16 protein-coding genes are annotated in these 17932 nt (G+C 73.3%); 12 read left to right on the forward strand and 4 right to left on the reverse strand.

All coding sequences use genetic code 11. The features are described from left to right. Window positions 1-54: 54 nt before the first annotated feature. Genes KDN32_RS02705 through KDN32_RS02730 form a run of 6 tightly spaced genes read left to right on the forward strand, consistent with a single transcriptional unit; the run spans window position 55 to window position 5637 of the window. Window positions 55-801 (forward strand): LLM class flavin-dependent oxidoreductase, encoded by a 747-nt coding sequence (locus KDN32_RS02705; RefSeq protein ID WP_307853645.1) that lies wholly within the window; start codon window positions 55-57, stop codon window positions 799-801. Beyond that, window positions 798-2018 carry an SfnB family sulfur acquisition oxidoreductase gene (locus KDN32_RS02710; RefSeq protein WP_307853647.1) on the forward strand — a complete coding sequence of 407 codons (1221 nt, stop codon included), beginning with the start codon at window positions 798-800 and terminating at the stop codon, window positions 2016-2018. Before KDN32_RS02705 ends, KDN32_RS02710 begins: the two co-directional genes overlap by 4 nt. Window positions 2019-2046: 28 nt before the next feature. Continuing rightward, on the forward strand, window positions 2047-3189 hold the full coding sequence (locus KDN32_RS02715) for an LLM class flavin-dependent oxidoreductase (RefSeq protein ID WP_211730576.1): 1143 nt from the start codon (window positions 2047-2049) through the stop codon (window positions 3187-3189). Then, on the forward strand, window positions 3186-3701 hold the full coding sequence (locus KDN32_RS02720; protein WP_211730577.1) for an NADPH-dependent FMN reductase: 516 nt from the start codon (window positions 3186-3188) through the stop codon (window positions 3699-3701). The genes KDN32_RS02715 and KDN32_RS02720 overlap by 4 nt, the downstream gene beginning before the upstream one ends. Continuing rightward, window positions 3698-4300, forward strand: coding sequence for a flavin reductase family protein (locus tag KDN32_RS02725; protein ID WP_211730578.1), 603 nt, complete (start codon window positions 3698-3700; stop codon window positions 4298-4300). The genes KDN32_RS02720 and KDN32_RS02725 overlap by 4 nt, the downstream gene beginning before the upstream one ends. After that, window positions 4297-5637 (forward strand): MFS transporter, encoded by a 1341-nt coding sequence (locus tag KDN32_RS02730; protein ID WP_211730579.1) that lies wholly within the window; start codon window positions 4297-4299, stop codon window positions 5635-5637. The genes KDN32_RS02725 and KDN32_RS02730 overlap by 4 nt, the downstream gene beginning before the upstream one ends. 84 nt (window positions 5638-5721) lie before the next feature. Here the strand turns inward: KDN32_RS02730 and KDN32_RS02735 are convergent, their stop codons facing one another. Continuing rightward, window positions 5722-6681: a DUF4349 domain-containing protein gene (locus KDN32_RS02735; protein ID WP_211730580.1), complete on the reverse strand. Its 960-nt coding sequence runs from the start codon at window positions 6679-6681 to the stop codon at window positions 5722-5724. A gap of 60 nt (window positions 6682-6741) precedes the next feature. Further along, window positions 6742-7767 (reverse strand): NYN domain-containing protein, encoded by a 1026-nt coding sequence (locus tag KDN32_RS02740; protein ID WP_211730581.1) that lies wholly within the window; start codon window positions 7765-7767, stop codon window positions 6742-6744. A 55-nt stretch (window positions 7768-7822) separates the two neighbouring features. Between KDN32_RS02740 and KDN32_RS02745 the strand changes: the two genes are divergently transcribed. The 3 genes from KDN32_RS02745 (at window position 7823) to KDN32_RS02755 (ending at window position 10785) form a co-directional block, all read left to right on the forward strand. Then, entirely contained in the window at window positions 7823-9172 is a 1350-nt protein-coding gene (locus tag KDN32_RS02745; RefSeq protein WP_211730582.1) for a protoporphyrinogen/coproporphyrinogen oxidase, read from the forward strand. 4 nt (window positions 9173-9176) lie between these two features. Further along, window positions 9177-9896: a hydrogen peroxide-dependent heme synthase gene (hemQ, locus tag KDN32_RS02750; RefSeq protein WP_211730583.1), complete on the forward strand. Its 720-nt coding sequence runs from the start codon at window positions 9177-9179 to the stop codon at window positions 9894-9896. Window positions 9897-9960: 64 nt separating this feature from the next. After that, window positions 9961-10785 (forward strand): hypothetical protein, encoded by an 825-nt coding sequence (locus tag KDN32_RS02755; protein WP_211730584.1) that lies wholly within the window; start codon window positions 9961-9963, stop codon window positions 10783-10785. A gap of 94 nt (window positions 10786-10879) precedes the next feature. On the opposite strand, the gene msrB is transcribed toward KDN32_RS02755, so the two are convergent. Continuing rightward, window positions 10880-11278 carry a peptide-methionine (R)-S-oxide reductase MsrB gene (gene msrB, locus KDN32_RS02760; RefSeq protein ID WP_211730585.1) on the reverse strand — a complete coding sequence of 133 codons (399 nt, stop codon included), beginning with the start codon at window positions 11276-11278 and terminating at the stop codon, window positions 10880-10882. A 59-nt stretch (window positions 11279-11337) separates the two neighbouring features. Between msrB and curA the strand changes: the two genes are divergently transcribed. Both curA and KDN32_RS02770 read left to right on the forward strand, forming a co-directional pair. Further along, on the forward strand, window positions 11338-12354 hold the full coding sequence (curA, locus tag KDN32_RS02765) for an NADPH-dependent curcumin/dihydrocurcumin reductase (RefSeq protein ID WP_211730586.1): 1017 nt from the start codon (window positions 11338-11340) through the stop codon (window positions 12352-12354). A 20-nt stretch (window positions 12355-12374) separates the two neighbouring features. Beyond that, entirely contained in the window at window positions 12375-13460 is a 1086-nt protein-coding gene (locus KDN32_RS02770) for a DNA polymerase domain-containing protein (RefSeq protein WP_211730587.1), read from the forward strand. A 136-nt stretch (window positions 13461-13596) separates the two neighbouring features. On the opposite strand, the gene KDN32_RS02775 is transcribed toward KDN32_RS02770, so the two are convergent. Continuing rightward, window positions 13597-16350, reverse strand: a complete 2754-nt coding sequence (locus KDN32_RS02775; protein ID WP_211730588.1) for a stealth family protein — start codon at window positions 16348-16350, stop codon at window positions 13597-13599. Between the two features lie 87 nt (window positions 16351-16437). Between KDN32_RS02775 and KDN32_RS02780 the strand changes: the two genes are divergently transcribed. Then, window positions 16438-17523, forward strand: coding sequence for a sulfotransferase family protein (locus KDN32_RS02780; protein ID WP_211730589.1), 1086 nt, complete (start codon window positions 16438-16440; stop codon window positions 17521-17523). The last annotated feature ends 409 nt before the right edge of the window (window positions 17524-17932 follow it).

A 17932-nucleotide genomic window follows, 5' to 3' on the forward strand; every position in this document is an offset into this window, starting at 1 on the left:
CGAATCATCGCCACCGCCGACCACCTGAGCAACGGCCGCGCCGCGATCAACGTCGTGTCGGGCTGGTTCAAGGACGAGGCCACCAGCATGGGCGTGCGCTGGCTCGAGCACGGCGAGCGCTACCGGATGGCCGAGGAGTTCATCTCCTACGTCCGCGAGATCTGGTCGCGCGACGGGGCCGAGCTCCACGGCGACTTCTTCCAGCTGCGCGACTTCTCGATGAACCCCAAGCCGCTCGACCTCCCCGGCCGACCGCTGCCGGAGATCTTCCAGGGCGGCAACTCCACCGTCGCCCAGGGCGTCGCCGGCCGCGTGTCGGACTGGTACTTCGCCAACGGCAACACGCCCGACGGCATCGCCGAGCAGGTCGAGGGTGTCGGCGCCTCCGCCGCGGCCGCGGGCCGCACCGTGAAGATCGGCGTCAACGGCTTCATGGTCGCCCGCGACACCGAGGCCGAGGCGCACGCGACCCTCGAGGAGATCATCGCCAAGGCCAACCCCGAGGCGGTCCAGGGCTTCGGCGACGCCGTCCGGCAGGCCGGCCAGTCCACCGGTGACAAGAAGGGGATGTGGCAGGACTCCGACTTCCGCGACCTCGTCCAGTACAACGACGGCTTCCGCACCGGCCTGGTCGGCACGCCGGAGCAGGTCGCCCACCGGATGATGGAGTTCAAGCGCCGCGGCGTCGACCTCTTCCTCCTCGGCTTCCTCCACTTCCAGGAGGAGATCGAGCACTTCGGCCGCGAGGTCCTCCCGATCGTCCGCGAGCTCGAGGCTGCCGAGCAGGAGTCTGCCGCGTGAGTGTGCTCGCCCACCACACGACGGTCCCCGTCCTGTCGGCCAGCGAGGCCGTCGCGGTCGCCACCGAGATCGCGGCCGAGCTGGCGGCGACCTCCTCCGAGCGCGACCGCGACCGGCTCCTGCCCGGGCGCGAGCTCGAGCGGCTGTCGGCGTCGGGGCTGCTCGCCGTGACCGTGCCGAAGGAGGACGGCGGCGCCGAGCTGTCCGTAAAGGCGCTGGTCGAGGTCTTCCGCATCCTCGCGACCGGCGACCCGAGCGTGGCGCAGGTGCCGCACAGCCACTTCGTCTACGTCAACGCGATGCGCCACCAGGGGACCCTCGAGCAGCAGCGCTACTTCTTCGGCGAGGTCCTCGCCGGCAAGCGCTTCGGCAACGCCCAGTCCGAGGTCGGCACCCGCCACGTCCGCGACATCCGCACCGCGCTGACGCCGGTCGGCCACGGACGCTGGCTGCTCAACGGCACCAAGGGCTACAGCACCGGCGCCCTCTTCGCCGACTGGATCCCGGTGCTCGCCCACCTCGACACCCTCGCGGCGCCCGGGACCGGGCCGCTCCACGTGGCGTGGGTCGAGCGCAACGCCCCCGGCGTCACGGTCACCGACGACTGGGCCGGCATGGGCCAGCGGACCACCGCCAGCGGCACCGTCGACCTGGTCGACGTCGAGGTCGACGACGCCCGCATCACGCCCTACCACCTGACCTTCGAGGGACCGCAGACCTACGGCGCCTTCGCCCAGGTCCTGCACGCCGCGCTCGACGTCGGCATCGCCCGCGCCGCGCTGCGTGACGCCGCCGACTTCGTCCGCACGTCCTCGCGCCCCTACCCGGACGCCGGCGTCGACCGTGCTGCCGACGACCCGCTGGTGGTCCAGGCGCTCGGACGGATGGAGGTCGACGTACGCGCCTCGGAGGCGCTGCTGCGCGAGGCCGGTCGCGCCGTGGACGCCGCGAACGCCCACCTCACTGCCGACTCGGCCGCGGACGCCAGCCTCGCGGTCGCGGCGGTACGCGCCCACTCCGCGCAGGTCGCGGTCGACGTCGCCAGCCGCCTCTTCGAGGTCTGCGGCACGCGCTCGGCGCTCGACCGGCTCAACCTCAACCGGCACTGGCGCAACGCCCGCACGCACACCCTGCACGACCCGGCCGCCTGGAAGGTCCAGCACCTCGGCCGTCACGTCGTCGACGGCACCCCGCCGCCCAACCACGGCCAGCTCTGACCCCGAGTCCGTCCATGAAAGGACTGCAATGAAGTTCCACTGGTTCCTGCCCACCAACGGGGGCGACGGCCGCCACGTCGTCAGCGGAGGCCACGGCGTCGAGCACGGCAGCGCCGGCCGCCCGGCGAGCGTGCCCTACCTCGGCCAGGTCGCCCGCAGCGCCGAGCAGCTCGGCTTCGAGGCCGCGCTGACGCCGACCGGCGCGTGGTGCGAGGACGCGTGGCTGGCCACCGCCATGCTGGCCCCGCTCTCGGAGCGGCTGAAGTTCCTCGTCGCGTTCCGGCCCGGCATGACCTCGCCGACGCTCGCCGCCCAGATGGCCGCGACCTTCCAGAACCTCACCGGCGGCCGGCTGCTGCTCAACGTCGTCACCGGCGGCGAGTCGCACGAGCAGCGCGCCTACGGCGACTTCCTCGACAAGGACGAGCGCTACGAGCGCTGCGGGGAGTTCCTCTCGATCGTGCGCCGGCTGTGGACCGGCGAGGAGGTCACCTACACCGGCAAGCACCTGCGTGTCGAGAAGGCCCAGCTCCAGCAGCTGCCCGACCCGGTCCCGGCCATCTACTTCGGCGGCTCCTCGCCCGCAGCCGGCCAGGTCGCCGCGGAGCACGCCGACGTCTACCTCACCTGGGGCGAGCCGCCGGCCGCCGTCGCGAAGAAGATCGCCTGGATCCGCGAGCTGGCCGAGAAGGAGGGCCGCGAGCTCACCTACGGCATCCGGCTGCACACCATTGCCCGCGACACGTCCGAGGAGGCGTGGCACGAGGCCGACCGGCTGCTGTCCGGGATCTCCGACGAGGACATCCGCCGCGTCCAGGACGGCCTCAAGCGCTCGGAGTCGGTGGGCCAGCAGAACATGCTCGCGCTCAACAACGGCAGCCGCGACGGGCTCGAGATCCACCCGAACCTCTGGGCCGGCGTCGGCCTCGTCCGCGGCGGCGCCGGCACCGCGATGGTCGGCAGCCACGAGGAGGTCGCCGACCTCGTCGAGCAGTACGCCGCGGTCGGCATCGAGGAGTTCGTCCTGTCCGCCTACCCGCACCTCGAGGGCGCCTACCACTTCGGCGAGGGCGTCCTCCCGGTCCTCGAGAAGCGCGGCCTGTGGACCAACCCCGCGCCGGTCACCTCCCGGGCGTCCGTGCCCTTCGGCTCGCAGCGGGCCGCGTCATGAGCCACCGCGTCGCCGTCGTCGTCGGCAACCCCAAGCCGCGCTCGCGGACCTACGAGGCCGCGCTCGCGCTGGCCGACCGGATCGGCGGCGCCGACCTGGTGGTCGACCTCGCCGACCACGCGGGTGAGCTGTTCGACTGGGGCTCCGAGACCGTGTCCGACCTCGTCGAGCAGGTCTCCGGCAGCCTGGTCGTGGTCGTCGCCAGCCCCACCTACAAGGCGACCTACACCGGCCTGCTCAAGGCGTTCCTCGACCGGTTCCCGCACCAGGGGCTCGGCGGCGTCACGGCGGTGCCGCTGATGCTCGGCGCCTCCTCGGCCCACTCGCTGGCGCCCGAGCACGGCCTGCGCCAGGTGCTCGTCGAGCTCGGCGCCTCCGTGCCGACGCGTGCGCTCTATGTCCTCGACGCCGAGCACGCCGACCCCGCGGCGTACGACGCGTGGCTCGCCTCCGCAGCCCCGTTCCTGCCTGCCCTCCCGACCGTCACCCAGACCGAGGTGGTCCCCGCATGAGCCTCCAGCCCACTCCCGCCCCGCACCTCGACCAGCGCACCCTGCGCGACGCGTTCGGCGCCTTCCCGTCCGGCGTCGTCGCCGTGGCCGCGTCGGTCAAGGGACAGCTCACCGGCATCGCGGCGTCGTCGTTCACCTCGGTGAGCATCGACCCGCCGCTGGTCTCGTTCTCGATCGCGACGTCGAGCTCGACCTGGCCCGCCCTGCGCGAGGCCGGCCACCTCGGCATCAGCGTGCTCGCCGACCACCACGACGCCGTGTGCCGCCAGCTCGCCGGTCCGCGCGAGCAGCGCTTCGACGGCCTGCCCTTCAAGGTCACCGGCAACGGCGCGGTGCTGCTCGACGAGGCGGTCGCGACCTACGACTGCTCGATCCACGAGGAGGTCGTCGCCGGCGACCACGTGATCGTGCTGCTCGAGGTGCACGAGGTCGGCGCCGGCGACGGCGAGCACCCGCTCGTGTTCCACCGCTCGGCCTTCGCCAAGCTGCACCGCGACGACCTCGACCCCTCGCGCCTCGACGGTCGGATCAACGGCGCCGAGGTGGACCGGGGCGAGGCCGAGCACGACGAGGCCAAGCGCGACGAGCACGCCGCATGAGCGGGACGCACCTCGCCCAGGCCCCGCCGACGCCGCGCCGGGTTGCGCTCGCGTCGGCGGTCGGCGCGACCATCGAGTGGTACGACTTCTTCCTCTACGGCACCGCCGCGGCGGTCGTCTTCGACAAGCTCTACTTCAACGGCCTCGACGGGCCGGCCGCGCAGTTCGCCGCCTTCGCGACCTTCGCGGTGGGCTTCCTCGCGCGCCCGGTCGGCGGAATCGTGTTCGGCCACTTCGGTGACCGGATCGGCCGCAAGCAGATGCTGCTGCTGACGCTGGTCATCATGGGCGTCGGCACCGCGCTGATCGGCCTGCTCCCGACCTACGACCAGATCGGCGTCTGGGCGCCGGTCGCGCTCGTCGTGCTGCGGGTGCTGCAGGGCATCGGCGTGGGCGGTGAGTACGGCGGCGCCGTGCTGCTCGCCGTCGAGTACGCCCCGGCGGAGCGCCGCGGCTTCTACGGCAGCTTCGCCCACATCGGCGTGCCGGGCGGTCTGGTCCTCGCGGCCGGCGCCTTCTCGGTCGCCGGTCTGCTCCCGGACGAGGCGTTCCTCGCCTGGGGCTGGCGCGCCTGCTTCCTCGTCAGCATCGTGCTGCTCGGCATCGGCGCCTACATCCGGCTGTCGGTGATGGAGACCCCGGAGTTCGCCAAGGTCCAGGAGCGCAAGGAGGTCTCGCGGCTCCCGCTGCGCGACCTGCTCGCGGAGCAGAAGCGCCCGCTGCTGCTCGGCATGGGCACCCGGTTCGTCGAGGGCTTCACCTTCAACCTGTTCTCGGTCTACCTGCTGGCCTACGTCGCGACCAACCTCGAGCTGCCACGCAGCTGGGCGCTCGACGCGATCCTCGTCGGCGCCGCGCTCGGCGTGGTGCTGGTGCCGCTCGCCGGCGCGCTCTCGGACCGGGTCGGCCGCAAGCCGGTCTACCGGGTCGGTGCGTGGGTGGGGCTGCTGTTCGCCTTCCCTGCGGCGTACCTCGTCCAGACCGAGAACCGGTGGGCGATCTGGGCAGTGTTCGTCGTCGGCCTCGGCGTCGTCTACGGCACGGTCTACGGCCCGCTCGCGGCGTTCTGGTCCGAGCTGTTCGACACCCGCTACCGCTACACCGCGCTCAGCACGCTCTACCAGGTCTCGGGCATCCTCGCCTCCGGCCTGACGCCGCTGATCGCGGCCTGGCTGGTCACCCGCGGCGACGGCACCCTGTGGTGGGTCGCGGGCTACAACGTGGCGGTCGCCGCCCTGTCGCTGGCCTGCGCCCGCTTCCTCCCCGAGACCCGGGGCCGGAGCCTGGACCGCGAGGCGGTGGCGCCGGAGGCCGAGCGGGAGCCCGTCCCCGCCTGACACGGAGACGCGCAGGCATTGGTCCCCTGTCGCCGCCCGTCCACGCACGGACAGGCCGGACCGACTGGACCAATGCCTGCGCGTCTACGCCGGCTCGGCGGGCGCCGGGACCGGGGCCGCGCTCCGCCGACGGCGACGCAGGACCAGCCAGAGCGGTGCGCCGAGCACACCGGCCACGACGGCGAAGGGGAGCAGTGCGCCCACGATCGTCGCCACCACCGTCGCCGTCGCCCCCAGCGCACCCGTCCCGCCGCGCAGCCCGGCGAGGAAGCCGGCCGGCTCGTCGCGCTCCTGCGGCTTCGGCGCCGCCTTCGTCTGCGCCGCGATGTCGACGGTGATGGTCGCCAGCGTGGTCTGGTCGGAGAGGTAGGCCTGCTGCGACTTCAGCGAGTCGAGCTCGGCCTGCCGGCTGGTCAGCTGGGACTCGATCCAGATCACGTCCTTGAGGTCGCGGGCATCGGCGAGCAGCAGCTCGACCCGCTCGAGGCTCGCCTCCTGCGCCCGCACCCGGGCGCCGGTGTCGATGACCTCGGTCGACACGTCGTCCGAGCCGCGGGTCGAGGACCGCAGCGTCGCGACGTCCTCGAGCGCGGTCATGGTGGCGCCGAACTTCGCGCTCGGCACCCGCACCACCAGCCGGGCGTAGGACGCCTCGCCGTCGTCGTCGGTGCGGGTGTCCTCCTCGGTGACGTCGCCGCCCTGCGCGTCGACCACCCGCTGCACGTCCTGGCGGGCGGTGCCCACGTCCTTGCTGGTCAGCGACACCGAGCCGGTCGACACGAGCGCGCGCTGCATCGTCGCCGTCGTCGGGCCCGCGCCGTCCTGACCCGGCGCCGCGGCCTTGCTGCCAGCGCCACCCGAGTCGCCGCCGGAGGAGTCCGCCGCCTCGTCGGGCAGGGACGAGGCGACCTCGCCGCTGTTGCCGGCGGAGGCCGAGTCGGAGCTGCCGCCGTCGGAGGCGGAGCAGGCGGCCAGCAGGGCCGTCATGGAGAGCGCGGCCACGAGGGCGGCGGTACGCGAGCGGAGCAGGTGGGCGGTCGTCATGGCCCTCCGACGACGCGCGCGGCGGTCGGGGTTCCGGTCGTGACCGAACCGTGACGCTCCTCAGCTGCTGGGCGTGACAGGAGCGGGCGTGACCGGACGACCGGACCGGGTCCGGGTCGTCACCCGGACGACCGGCTTCTCCTCCGCGGGCGGCTGCTCGACCTGGGGCGCTGCCTTCTCCGCTGGAGCCTTCTTCGCGGGGGCCTTCTTCGCCGGGGCCTTCTTCGCCGCCTTCTTCGCGGGGGACTTCCTGGCAGCCTTCTTCGCGGGCGCTGCCTTCTTCGCAGGCGCCTCGGCGTCCACCTGCGCCGGCTGCTCGGGCTTCTCAGTGGCGACCTTCCTCGCCCCGCGCTTCGCGGCCGGCGCGCCCTTGAGGCGTACGCGCATCGCGTTGCCGGTGCCGGACGTCTCGAGATAGCCCTGCTCGAGGACCAGCGTGCTCAGCCGGGCACCCGCGCCGGCGAACGCGCGCGGGTCGAAGGACGGGTGGGTGCGGACCAGCTGGTTGCCGAGGCTGGGCAGGCTCGCCCACCCGTCGTCGTCGGACACCGCGTTGAGTGCACGGGTCAGTGCGCTCTGCAGGTTGATGGCCGGTGCGGCGTCGCCGGCCTCGTCGCCGTCGTCGGAGCCGTCGTCCTCGGTGTCGGCGAGCACGTCGAGGTCGATGAACTTGTCGCACGCGTTGCGCAGCGACGTCGGCGCCTTCTGGGTGCCCAGGACGTAGACCGCCTTGCCAGACTCCCGCAGCCGGTGGGTCAGCGCGGTGAAGTCGCTGTCGCTGGTGACGAGCGCGAACGACTCGACGTTGCCGTCGTAGAGCAGGTCCATCGCGTCGATGACCAGCGCCATGTCGGTGGAGTTCTTGCCCTTGGTGAAGGCGTTCTGGTGCACCGCGCGCAGGCCGAGGCTGTTGAGCTTGGGCGCCCAGTTGCTCAGCCGGTCGCTGGTCCAGTCGCCGTAGACGCGCTTGATCGTGGGGTTGCCGTACTTCGCGACCTCGCCCAGCACGACCTGCACCTGGCGGTGGCTCGCGTTGTCGGCGTCGATCAGCACGGCGATCCGGTCGGGGGTCTCGTTGGCGTCCACGTGGGCAGCCTAGAGCGCCGACGGGTCGCGGCGGACCGTCTGGCAGGGTGGTGGTGTGAAGCGTGACGTGGTCGTCGTCGGTGGTGGTGTCGCCGGGCTGGTCGCGGCGCGCGGCCTCGCTGCGCTGGGGCGCGACGTGCTGCTGCTGGAGGGCTCGCCCGTCCTCGGCGGCAAGCTCCGCGGGGCGGAGGTCGCCGGGCAGACCGTCGACGTCGGCGCCGAGGCGATGATCGCCCGCCGCCCCGAGGGCCTCGAGCTCGCGGCCGAGGTCGGCGCCGAGCTGGTCCACCCGACCCCCGCCACCTCCGGCGTGCTCTCCCGCGGCGCGATCCGCTCCCTGCCGCGCTCGCTGATGGGCGTCCCGTTCGACCTCGACCAGCTCGCCGCCAGCGGCGTGCTCAGCCCCGAGGGCGTGGCCCGCGCCGGGCAGGAGACCGACGTCGCGTTCGACGGCGACGTCTCGGTCGGCGACCTGGTCGCTGCCCGCCTCGGCGACGAGCTCGTCGACCGCCTGGTCGAGCCGCTGCTGGGCGGTGTCTACGCGGGCCACGCGCGCCGGATCTCCGCGGCCGCCGCGGTGCCCCAGCTGCTCGCGATGGCGCAGCGGGGGAGCCTGCTCGAGCAGGCCGCCGCCGTGCCGCTCGCCACCGGCCCCGTCTTCGCGACGCTGCCCGGCGGGATGGGCCGGCTGCCCGGCCTGCTGGTCGACGGCGGCGGGTTCGAGCTCCGGACGTCGGCGACCGTGCGCGCGCTGCGGCGTACGCCGTCGGGCTGGGCGCTCACCGTCGGCCCGACCACCGCCGCGGAGACCGTCGAGGCCGACGCGGTCGTGCTCGCCACCCCCGCGTCGCCCGCCGCGCGCCTGCTCGCCGACGTCGCGCCCGACGCCGCCGCCGAGCTGGCCGCGGTCGAGGCCGCCAGCGTGGCCGTGGTGACCCTCGCCTTCCGGGCCGCCGACGTGCCGGAGGCCCTCTTCGACCGCTCGGGCGTGCTGGTGCCGCCGGTGGAGCGCCGGACGATCAAGGCGACCACCTTCTCCTTCGGCAAGTGGGCGTGGGTGCGCGAGCTCGACCCCGACCTGGTCTTCCTGCGCACCTCGCTCGGCCGGCACCGCGAGGAGGCGACCCTGCAGGCCGACGACGACGCGCTGGTCCGGGTGTCGCTGGTCGACCTCGCCGCGATCGCCGGCATCACCGCACCGCCGGTCGACACCCACGTGCAGCGCTGGGGCGGCTCGCTCCCGCAGTACGCCGTCGGGCACCTCGACCGGGTCGCGCGGGTCCGGGCCGCCGTGGCGGCGCAGCCCGGGCTGGCGGTGTGCGGCGCGACCTACGACGGGGTGGGCATCCCGGCCGTGATCGGCTCGGCCCGGCGCGCTGTGGCCTCGGTCACCCGGGCAGAATGAGGCCATGAGCACCGAGTCGCACCCCGAGAAGACCAACGCCGCGCGCACGCGCGAGCTCAACGACACCATCCGCTACGCGATGTGGTCGGTCTTCAAGCTCCGCGACGTCCTCGGCGACGCCGACCGGGACGCCGAGGCCACCGACCTCGAGGCGCTCCTCGAGGTGCTCGCCGAGCAGGACGTGAAGGTCCGCGGCCTCTACGACGTCAGCGGCCTGCGCGCCGACGCCGACCTGATGGTCTGGTGGCACGCGCCCGACTCGGAGCAGCTCCAGGCGGCCTACAACGCCTTCCGCCGCACCGACTTCGGTCGCCGCCTCGACCCGGTGTGGTCGCAGATGGCGCTCCACCGGCCCGCGGAGTTCAACAAGTCGCACATCCCGGCGTTCCTCGCCGACGAGGAGCCCCGCGCCCACGTCTGCGTCTACCCCTTCGTCCGCTCCTACGAGTGGTACCTCCTCGAGGACTCCGAGCGCCGCGCGATGCTCGCCGAGCACGGTCAGATGGCCCGCGGCTACGCCGACGTCCGCGCCAACACCGTCGCCTCGTTCGCCCTCGGCGACTACGAGTGGATGCTCGCCTTCGAGGCCGACGAGCTGCACCGCATCGTCGACCTGATGCGCGACCTGCGCGCGTCGACGGCTCGCCGGCACGTGCGCGAGGAGGTGCCGTTCTACACCGGCTCCCGCGTCACCCCGGCGGAGCTGCTCGCGCGCCTGCCCTGACGCGGGAACCTCGACCGGGCGGGTAACGTCCCAGAGGCATGAGGACCCCCTGCTGACCCTGGCCGTGGCCGCGACGCTCGCCCTGTCGGCGTGCTCGACCGAGCAGGACATGCGCGCGGTCGACCCCGCCGCCGACGAGGTGTCCGGCAGCGAGACGCTGGCGCCCGACCCCGGATCGGCGCCCGACCCGATGCCCGACGGTCCCGTCCGGACCGACCTGGTGACCGTGCTCGACAACGGCAGCGGCCCTCAGCTCTGCCTCGGCGCGGTCGCCGAGTCGTACCCGCCGCAGTGCGGTGGGCCGGCGGTCGAGGACTTCGAGTGGGGTGACGTGGGGTCCGAGACGGCCGCCGGCGTGACCTGGGGACAGTACGCCCTCACCGGCACCTTCGACGGCTCGACGTTCACCGTCACCGACGCGATCCCGGCCGCGCTCTACGACACGATGGGCGAGCCGGCGGCCGGCGGCCTCGAGCCCGCGTGCGACGACGCAGAGGCCACCGACCAGGCGAAGGCGACGCCCGAGGACATGGACGCGACCCTCCAGGCAGCCTCCGCGCTCCCGACGTACGCCACCGCGTGGCTCAGCGGCGGCACGATCAGCGTGGCCGTCACCGGCGACGCCGATGCTGCCGAGGAGACGCTGCGCCAGACCTGGGGCGGCCTGCTGTGCGTGACCACGGTCGAGAAGACCGACGCCGACCTCAACGAGGTCAACACCGCGCTGCAGCAGGCCCTCGGCGACCGGCTGCTCACCAGCGGCTCGTCGGCGCCCGACTCCCTCGATGCCCGCGTCGTCTTCGACGACGGGTCGATCCAGGAGTGGGCCGACGCCACCTACGGCGCGGGGCTCGTACGGGTGACCTCGGCACTCACGCCGGCCTCCTGACCGCCCGTCCCCCGAAGCATCTGAGGACGTGGTGCAGGCAGATCCGGGGGATCGGCCTGCACCACGTCCTCAGATGCTTCGGGTGAGGTGGGGACTACTTCTTCTCGTTGAGCGTGATGCTGATCGAGTTGATGCAGTAGCGGTCGCCGGTGGGCGTGCCGAAGCCGTCGGGGAAGACGTGGCCCAGGTGCGAGCCGCAGCTCGCGCAGCGCACCTCGACGCGCTTCATGCCGTGGCTGTTGTCCTCGATGTACTCCACGGTGTCGGTCATCGGCTGGTAGAAGCTCGGCCAGCCGCAGCCGGAGTGGAACTTGGTGTCGCTGGTGAACAGCTCCGACCCGCAGGCCTTGCACGAGTACGTGCCCTCGGTCTCGGTGTCGGTGTACTCGCCGGTGAAGGCGCGCTCGGTGCCGGCCTGGCGGAGCACGGCGTACTCCTCCGGGCTGAGCTGCTCGCGCCACTCCTCGTCGGTCTTCTGAACGTCGTAGGCCATGGCCCCAGAGTAGTCGCCCGGTGGCTGTCGCCCCTGCGGTGGCTGGCACTCTGGAGGGCATGGAAAGCACCCAGCTCCGCCTCGCCCGTCGTCCCGAGGGCGAGCCCGACGACACCACGTTCAGCACCACCACCGAGACCCTGCCCGAGCTGCAGGACGGGCAGGTCGCGCTCGCCATCCGCTACCTCTCGCTCGACCCCTACATGCGCGGTCGGCTGAGCACCGCCAAGTCCTACGCCGCGCCCGTCGAGATCGGCGACGTGATGGTCGGCGGCACCGTCGGCGAGGTCGTCGAGTCCCGCTTCGACGGCCTCGCGCCGGGTGACTTCGTCCTGTCCTACTCGGGCTGGCAGAGCGCCGCGGTCGTCGACGGCAGCCAGGTCCGCAAGCTCGACCCGTCGGTCGCGCCGGTGACCACCGCGCTCGGCGTGCTCGGCATGCCCGGCTTCACGGCGTACGCCGGGCTGCTGGAGATCGGCAAGCCGCAGGAGGGCGAGACCGTCGTCGTCGCCGCGGCCACCGGCCCGGTCGGCAGCGCGGTCGGCCAGATCGCCAATCTCAAGGGCGCCCGCTCCGTCGGCATCGCCGGCGGACCCGACAAGGTGCGCGCGCTGACCGAGGAGTTCGGCTTCGACGCCGCCCTCGACCACCGCAGCCCCGACTTCCGCGACCAGCTCGCCGAGGCCACGCCCGACGGCATCGACGTCTACTTCGAGAACGTCGGCGGCGCGGTCTTCGACGCCGTCCGCCGCCGCTTCAACACCTACGCCCGGATCCCGGTCTGCGGGCTCGTCGCCAACTACAACGCGGTCGGCCAGCCCGAGGGCCCGGACCGGATGCCCGGCCTGATGGGCCAGGTGCTCTCGCAGAGCCTGACCGTGCGCGGCTTCATCCAGAGCGAGTTCCAGAAGTCCCACGGCCGCGACTTCGTGCGCGACATGGGTCAGTGGGTGTCCGAGGGCAAGGTGCGCTACCGCGAGGACGTCGTCGACGGCCTCGAGAACGCGCCCGCCGCGTTCGCCGGCATGCTGCGCGGGGAGAACTTCGGCAAGCTCGTGGTCCGCGTCGGCGGCTGACCCCGGCTAGGGTCGACGCCATGGCGAAGGCGTCGGAGGCGTACGTCCGGGCGGGGGAGCGCGAGGTCAGGATCTCGTCCCCCGACCGGGTCATCTACGAGGCGACGGAGACGACGCCCGCAGTCACCAAGCTGATGGTGGCGGAGTACGTCACCAGCGTCGAGGAGGGCCTGATGCGGGCGCTCCGCGACCGGCCGACGGCGCTCGAGCGGTGGACCTCCGGCGTGCGGCCGGGCATGAAGCTGGCCACCGGCCCGCAGGACCGCAACGCCGACGCGTTCTACCAGAAGCGCGTGCCCAAGGGCGCGCCCGACTACCTCGAGTCGGTGCAGATCACCTTCCCGTCAGGACGGACCGCGGAGGAGATCTGCCCGACCGAGATCGCGGTGCCGGTGTGGTGCGCCCAGATGGGCACGCTCACCTTCCACCCGTGGCCGGTGCGGCGCGGCGACGTGGACCACCCCGACGAGCTCCGCATCGACCTCGACCCGCCGCCCGGCACGACCTTCGCCGATGCCGTACGCGTCGCGGGGGTGGCGCGCGAGCTGCTCGCCGACCTCGGGATGACCGGCTTCGCGAAGACGTCGGGCAACCGCGGCATCCACGTCTACGTCCGCATCGAGCCGCGCTGGGACTTCGGCGAGGTGCGGCACGCCGCGATCGCGTTCGGCCGCGAGCTGGAGAAGCGCGACGACGGCGTGACCACCGCGTGGTGGAAGGAGGAGCGCGGGGAGCGGATCTTCGTCGACTTCAACCAGAACACCCGCGACCGCACGATCGCGTCGGCGTACTCGCTGCGCCCGCTGCCCGGAGCGCCGGTCTCGACGCCGCTGGCCTGGGACGACCTCGCCGGGCTGACCGACCCGCACCAGCTCAACCTGTTCTCGGTGCCGTCGCGCCTGGCCGTCGACGGCGACCCGTGGGAGACGATCGACGACGTCCACCACTCCCTCCAGCCGCTGCTGGAGCTCTGGGAGGAGCACCCGGTCGAGCTCAACTACCCGCCCGACCACCCCAAGATGCCGGGCGAGCCGCCCCGCGTGCAGCCCTCGAAGAAGGTCGAGTCGCACTGGGACGCCGAGGGCAACCGGGTCGAGGGCACGTGACGGGCTGACCGCTCGAACGGCCCTCGCTCGATGGTTGAGGTGCGAGCGGAGCGAGCCTCGAAACCACGCACGGGACCGAGGTCTCGAGGCTCGTCGCCGAGGGCTCCTCGCACCTCGACCGACGATGAGGTGGACCTCAGCGCTCCCAGGGCGCCGCGACCGGGAAGTACTCCCGCAGGAAGTCCATCAGCAGCCGGTCCGCCCGCTCGGAGTCGAAGGCCGAGACGTGGTTGTCGGCCACGCAGAAGAAGTCGCGGTCGCGCTTGAGCATCGAGCGCAGCTGCACCGGCAGCTGCTGGTGGCCGAGGTCGACGTAGCCGTGGTGCGCGCCGGCGCGGAAGGCCTGGCCGGTGACGAGCCCGTAGTTCTGCGCGAACGACGACAGCAGCGACAGGTCGGTCGGCGAGCGGAACGGCGCGTGCGTGGTCGCGTCCACCTCGGCCGGGAAGCGGGCCGCGACCTCCTCCAGCGTCGTACGCCGCTGCGGGTGCGGGCTGTGCATCATCGTCTGGGTGATCGCCACGCCGAAGGCGTCCTCGAGCACGCGGCGGTTGTTCTGCGCGGCGGAGAGGTAGGGCCGGTCGTCGGTGCCGGGGAGCCCGACCGCGCGGTGGTCGGCGACGAACGCGGCGTACTGCCCGCCGGGGGTGAAGAAGTGCTCCTTGCGGCGGGGTCGGCCGAGGAAGACGTCGTCGTTGACGTAGACGAAGTGGTCGGCGAGGTCCGGGACGCGGTGCAGCGCCGTCTCGATCGCGTGCGAGCTGAAGGTGGGCAGCGCGGATGCGGGGAGGATGTCGCGGTGGTCGACGACCCGGATCTTGTCGTGCCGGCGGTCGAGCCACGACGGCACCTGGCCGGCGGTGACGAGGTGGATGCGGCGCACCCACGGGGCGAAGAGGTGGATGCTGCGCATCGAGTAGCGCAGCTCGTCGCGGCTGCGGTAGCGCGCGGCCCCGCTGGCCCGCTTGTCGGGTGTGCCGCCCAGGGACCGGATCCGCTCGTCGCGCGCGGCGAGCCAGTCCTCGTCGTCGCCGTCGACCCAGGTGTAGACGACGTCGACCTCGAAGCGGCAGTCGTCGACGGTCGGCAGCGCCATCGTGGCCAGCGTCGGCACCTCGACGTCGTCGACGACGGTCGTGGTGCGCTCGGCCCCCGCGGGCACGCGGTCGCCGTAGCGGTTGAGCCCCGGCGCCAGCAGGTCGCCCTCGGGCGACTCCTCCCAGAGCTGCACGCCGACCTCGACGCCCTCGCCCAGCAGGCCGTCGTGGCCGCCGCGCATCGGCCACGGCTCGAGGAAGAGCGTCGCCGTTCGAGTCCCGGCGAGCTCGGCAGTCATCGCCGCGACGGTCCCGCGACGCTCGGGCCACCCGCGCTCGGCGGGATCGCGGACCGACAGCCAGTCGGGGACGTCGGCCGCCGCGAGGGCGGTCAGGAACGCCTCCCGGCGTGACGACGGCACCACGACGACGGGGTACGGGTCGAGGCCGCGGGCCGGCACGACGAACCACCCGTCGCCGGTCGACGCAGCGACGGACGCCAGGACCCGGAGCGTCTTCGTACGCGCCTCGGCGGGGGTGAGCCCGCGCGCGGTCGTCGTCTCGGGAAGGTCGCCGAGGGGGCCCGGGCGCAGGCCGTGGAGGACCCGGCGCGGGGCGAGCGGGTCGTGGTGCCGCTCGATCGCGGTGCGGAAGGTGTCGACCCAGCGTCGGGCGAGCGCCCCGCCCTCCCACCGGGCCGAGCGCTCCAGCGCAGCCGCCCCGAGGCGGGTGCGCAGGTCGTCGTCGGTGGCGACGCGGAGCATCGCGGCGGCCAGCGCGGCCTTCGAGGCGGGCGGGACGAGGAGCCCGTCGACGTCGGGTGTGATGATCTCGCGCGGCCCCGACGGGCAGTCGTACGAGATCGCGGGCACGCCGGCGGACATCGCCTCCTGCAGGACGAGCGGGTAGCCCTCGCCGCGCGAGGCGAGCACCGCGACGCTCGCACGGGCCCACTCGCTGGCCAGGTCGTCGACCGCGCCGGGCAGCTCGACGCGGTCCTCGAGACCGAGCTTGCGGACCTGGGCGCGGAGGTTGTCGCCGCGCGGGCCGTCGCCGAAGATCCGCAGCGTCCAGCCCGGCAGCTGCTCGTGGATGCGCCAGAACGCGTCGACCACGTGCTCGAACTGCTTCTCCGGCGCCAGCCGGCCCGCCGTCACGAACGTCTTCTGGTCCAGCGCGGAGCGCGCCTGCGCGTGCGCGGGCAGCGGGTTCGGGATGACCTGGAGCTCGGGCGCGGCGCCGCCGAGGCGGCCGGCCAGCCAGCGCGACATCGACTCGGTCAGCGACACCACGACGTCCGCGCGGGGCGCGAACTGCAGCAGCGCGCCGAGGTCGTTGACCCGGCTGGAGGACGCGCGGTGCTCCTGGTGGACCAGCGCGACGCCGGGCGGCGCGAGCTGGGCGACGACGGCGAGCAGCTCGGGAGTGGTGGTGACGAGCACGTCGGCGTCGATCGCGCCCAGCGCCTCGCGCAGCGTCGCGTCGGTCAGGCCGTTGAAGAGCGCGTCCCAGCTGCGCGGCACGATCACCGACTCGCGGTCGGCCAGCTCTGCCGGATGGCGGCCGGACACCGCGGCGGGGCGCTCCCCGCGTACGTCGACGAGGTAGGTGACCTCGAGCCCGTCGGCGAGGCGGTAGTGGGTCGAGGCGCCGCTGCGCGTCACGCTGAGGATCCGCACGCGGTGGCCCTCGCCGAGGCCGAGCAGCGCGTTGGCCTGCTCGATGCCCGAGCGTGCGGTGCCGCCCATCCCGTCGGCGTTGAAGAGGACGAAGACGACGTCGAGCGGGCCGTCGCGGCGGGTCCGGCGCATCGCGGAACGCACCTTGCCCCCCAGTCGGTCGGTCAGTGCCACGTGTCCTCAGTCCTGTCCCACAGCTGCGCTCGCCGAGCCGGTCGGCACGATCCTAGGGCCCGGCGCACGGCCGATAGGGTGACCCGCATGCCGACGACCTCCACCCCGCTCGTCCTCGTGTCCGGGTCCGGCCGCAGCGGCACCAGCTCGCTCGCCGGCACCCTGAAGCGGCTCGGGCTGCACGTGCCCCAGCCGGAGGTCGAGGCGTCGGAGACCAACCCGCGCGGGTTCTACGAGCCGCGCTGGGTGATCGACTTCCACAAGCGGCACCTGCGCGAGCTCGCGCTGTTCAACATCGACAGCCGTCCCGCGGCCGTCGGCCTGGTCGCCGACTACCTCGCGTCCGGCGAGCCGACCGCGGAGCTGCGCGAGTGGCTGGCCGGCCAGCTGGCGGCGCCGGAGCGTGGCGACGCGCAGATCGTGGTCAAGGACCCGCACGCCTTCTGGTTCGCGTCCGCCTGGGAGTCCGCGAGCGCCGACGCGGGCGCCGACCTGCGCTGGCTCACCGCCCTGCGGCACCCCGCCGAGGTGGTCGGATCGCGCGACATCGCCTACCTCTCCAGCCAGTCCGACGAGCTCCGCCTGACGAAGGAGACGTCCAACGTCGCCGGCTGGGTGCACGCCGCCCTGCTGACGGAGCAGGCCGGGCGCGGCGGTCGCCGCTCGTTCGTGCGCTACGTCGACCTGCTCGCCGACTGGCGCGCGGCGCTCGCGCCCGTCCAGCAGCAGCTCGAGATCGAGCTGAACACCGACCTCACCTCCACCGAGCACCACGCGGTCGACGACTTCATCGAGCCGTCGATGCGCAAGTCGCAGCTCACCTGGGACGACGTGCGCACCCCCGACTGGTTGCGCGACATGGCCGAGGAGGTCTGGCGGCTCCTCGGCGTGCTGACGACCGCGCCGCACGACGCCGAGACGCTGGCCGCGCTCGACCGGATCCACGCGGACTACGACGCGCGCTACGCCGACGCCGTCGCCCTGACCTTCGACCACACCAAGGCCGAGTCCACCCTCGCCGCCCGCGAGGCGCGCGACGCCCAGCGCGCGACCGTCCAGCAGTTGCGGCGCGAGCTCGACGTCGTACGCCACGCCCAGCCGCCCGCCGTCGGCGGGCGCGAGGCGGCCGGCATCCTGCGCCGCGCCGTCGTGCGCCGCCTCACCCGCCGCTGAGTCGGCGTGAGTGTCACGCCAGATGACGCCGAGTCGGCGTGAATGTCCCGCCGGAGGACGCTGAGCCGGCGTGAATGTTCCACCGATGGACGCTGAGCCGGCGTGAAGGTTCGGACGAGTGACGGCGAGTCGGCGTGAACGCCGACGCGGCGCCGGGCGCGGGGACATTCGCGCCGACTCAGCGCGCTGCGCGTGATCATTCGCGCCGACTCGGCGCGCTGCGCGTGATCATTCGCGCCGACTCAGCGCGCTACGCGTGATCATTCGCGCCGACTCGGCGCGCTGCGCGTGATCATTCGCGCCGACTCGGCGCGCTGCGCGGGGACATTCGCGCCGACTCAGCGCATTGCGCGTGAACATTCGCGCCGACTCGGCGCGCTACGCGGGGACATTCGCGCCGACTCGGCGC

This window comes from Nocardioides palaemonis (assembly GCF_018275325.1).
GTDB classification, from domain to species: domain Bacteria; phylum Actinomycetota; class Actinomycetes; order Propionibacteriales; family Nocardioidaceae; genus Nocardioides; species Nocardioides palaemonis.

Coding starts and splice junctions, on each gene's coding strand:
- KDN32_RS02715 (WP_211730576.1), top strand. CDS start 2,047: ATGAAGTTCCACTGGTTCCTGCCCACCAACGGGGGCGACGGCCGCCAC.
- KDN32_RS02720 (WP_211730577.1), top strand. CDS start 3,186: ATGAGCCACCGCGTCGCCGTCGTCGTCGGCAACCCCAAGCCGCGCTCG.
- KDN32_RS02725 (WP_211730578.1), top strand. CDS start 3,698: ATGAGCCTCCAGCCCACTCCCGCCCCGCACCTCGACCAGCGCACCCTG.
- KDN32_RS02730 (WP_211730579.1), top strand. CDS start 4,297: ATGAGCGGGACGCACCTCGCCCAGGCCCCGCCGACGCCGCGCCGGGTT.
- KDN32_RS02735 (WP_211730580.1), bottom strand. CDS start 6,681: ATGACGACCGCCCACCTGCTCCGCTCGCGTACCGCCGCCCTCGTGGCC.
- hemQ (WP_211730583.1), top strand. CDS start 9,177: ATGAGCACCGAGTCGCACCCCGAGAAGACCAACGCCGCGCGCACGCGC.
- msrB (WP_211730585.1), bottom strand. CDS start 11,278: ATGGCCTACGACGTTCAGAAGACCGACGAGGAGTGGCGCGAGCAGCTC.
- curA (WP_211730586.1), top strand. CDS start 11,338: ATGGAAAGCACCCAGCTCCGCCTCGCCCGTCGTCCCGAGGGCGAGCCC.
- KDN32_RS02770 (WP_211730587.1), top strand. CDS start 12,375: ATGGCGAAGGCGTCGGAGGCGTACGTCCGGGCGGGGGAGCGCGAGGTC.
- KDN32_RS02780 (WP_211730589.1), top strand. CDS start 16,438: ATGCCGACGACCTCCACCCCGCTCGTCCTCGTGTCCGGGTCCGGCCGC.